The organism is Sandarakinorhabdus sp. (genome assembly GCF_031422795.1).
Lineage (GTDB): Bacteria > Pseudomonadota > Alphaproteobacteria > Sphingomonadales > Sphingomonadaceae > Sandarakinorhabdus.
Map to the genome: position 1 here is coordinate 1 of NZ_JANPML010000450.1, position 2,849 is coordinate 2,849.

Below are 2,849 nucleotides of genomic sequence, written 5' to 3' on the forward strand. Positions count from 1 at the left end.
CAAGAACAAGGAAGTCGTCTGCAAGCGCGAAAAGGAAACCGGCAGCCTGGTCAAGGCCAAGCGTACCTGCCTGACGCGCGAGCAATGGGCTTATGTGTCGGACACCAACCAGCAATTCGCCCGCGATCTCAACAACTCGACAACGGGCCGTCCCGGCAGCCAGTGATCGCTGCTGCCGTCGCCACCATGCCGGCGAAGCACCATGAATGATCCTGAAAAGGCCGCGCTCGAACGCACAGCGCAGGCCGGCATCGCGGCCCTGCAGCGCGGTGATGGGCTCGCCGCGCGCCGGGCCTTTGAGACGATTGTGGCCAGCGGCCGCGCCACGGTGCAGATCTGGCTCTGGCTGGCACAGTCCTGTGATCTGCTGGATGATCGCGCCGCCGTGATGGCCCATGTGGCCCGCGTGGTGGAGCTTGATCCGGCCAACCCCTATGCGCTGGTGATGGCCGGCGAAGTGCAGACGCGCAGCGGCAATGATCGCGCCGCCATCGCCTGGTACGAACGGGCGTTGAACGCGGCGCAGGGCCGCCAGTTGCCGCCCGATCTGGTTGCCCGCCTGCAGCGCGCCGCTGCCGCTCGTGAAGCCGCGTTTGCCCGGTTTGAAGCCGACATGATGGGGGCCTTCCGCGACGCTGGCGTAGTTACCACCAACACTGGCCCGCGATTCGCCGAGGCCCTGCAGATTTTGGCCGGGCGCAGCCAGCCCTATCTGCAACAGCCCACCAGCTTCTATTATCCGCGCCTGCCACAAATCCCGTTCTATGATCCGGCCGATTTTGCCTGGACACACGCGCTGGCTGCCGCCCTGCCGGCGATCCGGGCCGAGGCCGAAGCGGTGATGGCCCACGGCGCTGGGATCGCGCCGTATGTCGAGGCTGATCCCGATCGGCCCAACAAGGGCCATGCCCTGCTGGCCGATGCGCGCTGGAGCGCATTCCACCTGTTTCGCGGCGGCCAACCCATTGAAAATCATGCCGCGCGCTGCCCGGCCACCATCGCGGCGCTGGCGCAGGCACCGCTGCCGCGCATCGCCGGCACGGCCCCTATGGCGCTGTTCTCCATCCTGGCGCCGCACACCCATATCCCGCCGCACAACGGCATGCTCAACACGCGGTTGATCTGCCACCTGCCGCTGATCGTGCCCGATGGCTGCCGGCTGCGGGTGGGGGCCGAGGTGCGCGATGTGCGCGCCGGCGAAGTGCTGCTGTTCGACGACAGCATCGAACATGAAGCCTGGAACGACAGCGATGCGCCGCGCGCCATCCTGTTGTTTGAAGTGTGGCGGCCCGAATTGAGCGAAGACGAGCGCCGGGCGCTGACCGTGATGTTTGAATCCGTGGCGGCCTACACCCCAGATCAGGCCTGAATGGACCTGCCCCTCACCAGCCAGAACAGCGACGCTCCGGCAATCGTGAGCGAACAGCGGTTTTCGGCCGAAACGCTGCGCCGGCGCGGCGCGGTGCTGGCCGGCGAGGCCGTAGGTGACTGGCCGTGGCTGCGCGGGTCCGAACGGGGCCTGGCGGTGTCCGGCCTGTCGGGCACGCTGGTAACGCTTGACGGCCTGCGGTTGACACCGGCGCCAAGTGGCGTGGTGGATCTGACGCTGCTGCCGATCAGCCTGATCAACAACGCACGATTGAGTGCCGGGGCGGCCGGCGTCGCCCAGGGCGCTGGCGGCGTGAGCGGCGCGTTGGACCTGGCGCTGTCGGCGGTGGACGGCGGCAGCCGGCTGCTGGCGGCGGCGGGCGGGCAGGCCGGGCGTGGCATCGGTCTGGTTGATCTGCAACTGGGCACTGATGTGGGCTGGATCGGCGGCGGCTATACCCGCGGCGGCGCGCTGCCTGGCGGCGCCACAAATCAGGATCGCTGGCATCTGGCGGGGCGCTTCCAACAGGCTGTGGGCGCGGCCCAACTCTCGGGCCGGGGGATTTTTGCCCGTCGCACGGAAGGTGCGGCCCGCGCCGACTGGTATGATGTGGCTGTCGGGCTTTCGGGGGGCACGCGCTGGCAGTGGCGGCTGGCGGTGTCCACTGGTGGCCAGCACGAGGCGATAGGGGCCAGCAGCCGCCAAGCGTTGGCCCGCGCCATCGTGAGCGGGCCAACCGGCCTGATCCTGCCGGGCGCGGCCGACCCGATCAGCCTGGCAGCGGGCGCGGAGTGGCGACGATTGCGGCTGGGCGGCGGCGTGGTGCGCGCGCGGGAGCTTTTCGCTGAAGCCGCGCTGCCGCTGCTGCAGGACAAACCGGCGGCGGAGAATCTGGTGGGAACTCTGGGCGTGCGGCAGGCGTGGCTGGCGGGCCGGTCCCAAACGTTGTGGCAGGTTGGCGGGCGTTGGGAGGCGTTTCCCGGCATCGCGCTGCGCGGGCAGGTGGCGCGCGGGGTGGATGATTTTGCGACGCTGAGCGGGATGAGCCGCAGCATCGGCCTGATCGCGACGCCAGCCTTTGTGCCCGGCTTTGCGCTGACGGTTGATCGAAGATGGCAGTCACAGAATGCGGCACGGGTCGAGGCTGTCGATGTGGCGGCCAGCTGGCGCGGGCGGGTGAGTGCCGACGCGCAGCTGGCGCTGACGGCGCAGGCAGTGTGGCACGACCGGGCCGACTTCACGCCGCTGCCGGTGCCGGGTTTCGCCAGCCTGCTGCGGGCGACGCTGGAGACAGGGGCGCCGGGCAAGATGTGGGCGGTGAGTGCCGGCTGGCGCACGCGCACGGCGCTGGCCGGCGGGGTGGATGTGAGTGTGGAGCGGCAGATCGGCGAGAAGCTGCGGCTGGTGGTGAGCGTGGGCAACGCGGGCGGCGCTGCGCCGGCCGGGCGACAGGGGCTGGTGCAGCTGGCGGCGGGGTTTT

General features: G+C 69.7%; 2 protein-coding genes. Both read left to right on the forward strand.

Annotated features, from left to right (window positions below; genetic code table 11):
- The first annotated feature begins 202 nt into the window (after window positions 1-202).
- Complete coding sequence (locus RMO81_RS15285; protein WP_310476801.1) at window positions 203-1,369, forward strand: aspartyl/asparaginyl beta-hydroxylase domain-containing protein; 1,167 nt, start codon at window positions 203-205, stop codon at window positions 1,367-1,369.
- Window positions 1,370-2,849, forward strand: a 1,480-nt coding sequence (locus RMO81_RS15290) for a hypothetical protein (RefSeq protein WP_409049637.1), incomplete at its 3' end; no start/stop codon positions are given.